The sequence below is a fragment of the Mycobacterium sp. E796 genome, assembly GCF_001672815.1.
Taxonomy (GTDB): Bacteria; Actinomycetota; Actinomycetes; order Mycobacteriales; family Mycobacteriaceae; genus Mycobacterium.
Genome location: NZ_LZKK01000202.1, coordinates 1 through 909, shown reverse-complemented (window position 1 = coordinate 909; position 909 = coordinate 1). Strand labels below are relative to the sequence as shown.

Genomic DNA, 909 nt, shown 5'->3' with positions numbered 1-909 from the left:
GCCAACATGGCGTCGTTGCTAAAGCCCTTGGGAGGGGTTGTGAACTTGATTGGCAGCGCCGTCGGGGCTGTCCGATACGAGTTAGGCAACATTGTTAGCGCAGCTTTCGACCAATTACTCAAGATATTGGGCGCAGCCTTTTACCAGTTTTGGATATTTATTCAAGGCTACCCGGCGTTATGGAGCATTTTCGTTACGGTCGGCACTTTTGTAATCATAGGCGCTTGGGTAGCACTAGTTTTACTTTTTATTGCAACAGGTACTCCCATTCCGATGTTCTTCCCGATCTAACAGACGCGCTCTGCGTTGCGGCCTGCCTCTTGGCCCTGGCCGGACATCGCCATCACCACCAGCGTCCACGTCCGGGACAACCGCGACGGCACCTTCAAAGCCGAGACACGCCTCGTCGTCGGCTAGACGCTGCCCGACCACGAACGTGAAAGGTTCGGCGAAGGAACGATGGAGAATCCAACCCTCGCGACCAACTCGTTGGGCGTCGATCCGACTGCGCGAACCTCACCGACCGCGCTGAGGGGGGCGTCATCTCAATACCCACGCCCGGCATTAAGCAAAACAAGCCACCATGGCCCGTATAAAGCAACACTTAAAAGAAACAGTAGCAAAAAGGGTACAATCGCTAGCAACATTAATAAAGATGTAATCATCGTTATCAATGTCTCTATTCCGGCTTGAATATTTGTTATCACATTCGCTATTAAATCGCTCATCGTGGACTGGGCGGTTGTGGCAGCAGCGGCAATCGGGGCCCCAATTGCTGTCAAGGGCTTTAGCAACGACGCCATGTTGGCCGCCTCAGCGCTGGCGTAGGAGGCGGCACTCGCAGTCAGGTGCTGCACGAACTGGTCCTGAAACGCCGCCGCCTTCCCGGCCAGCGCGTGATAGTCCTGG

At 54.8% G+C, this 909-nt stretch carries 2 protein-coding genes; one reads left to right on the top strand and one right to left on the bottom strand.

Going from position 1 to position 909, the window contains the following annotated elements; genetic code table 11:
* Positions 1-291 (top strand): hypothetical protein (locus A5706_RS35270; RefSeq protein WP_231984910.1); only part of this gene is annotated, 291 nt, incomplete at its 5' end.
* 254 nt (positions 292-545) lie between these two features.
* Here A5706_RS35270 and A5706_RS35265 read toward each other — a convergent pair.
* A partial coding sequence (locus A5706_RS35265) for a PE domain-containing protein (protein WP_156767137.1) occupies positions 546-909 on the bottom strand: 364 nt, incomplete at its 5' end.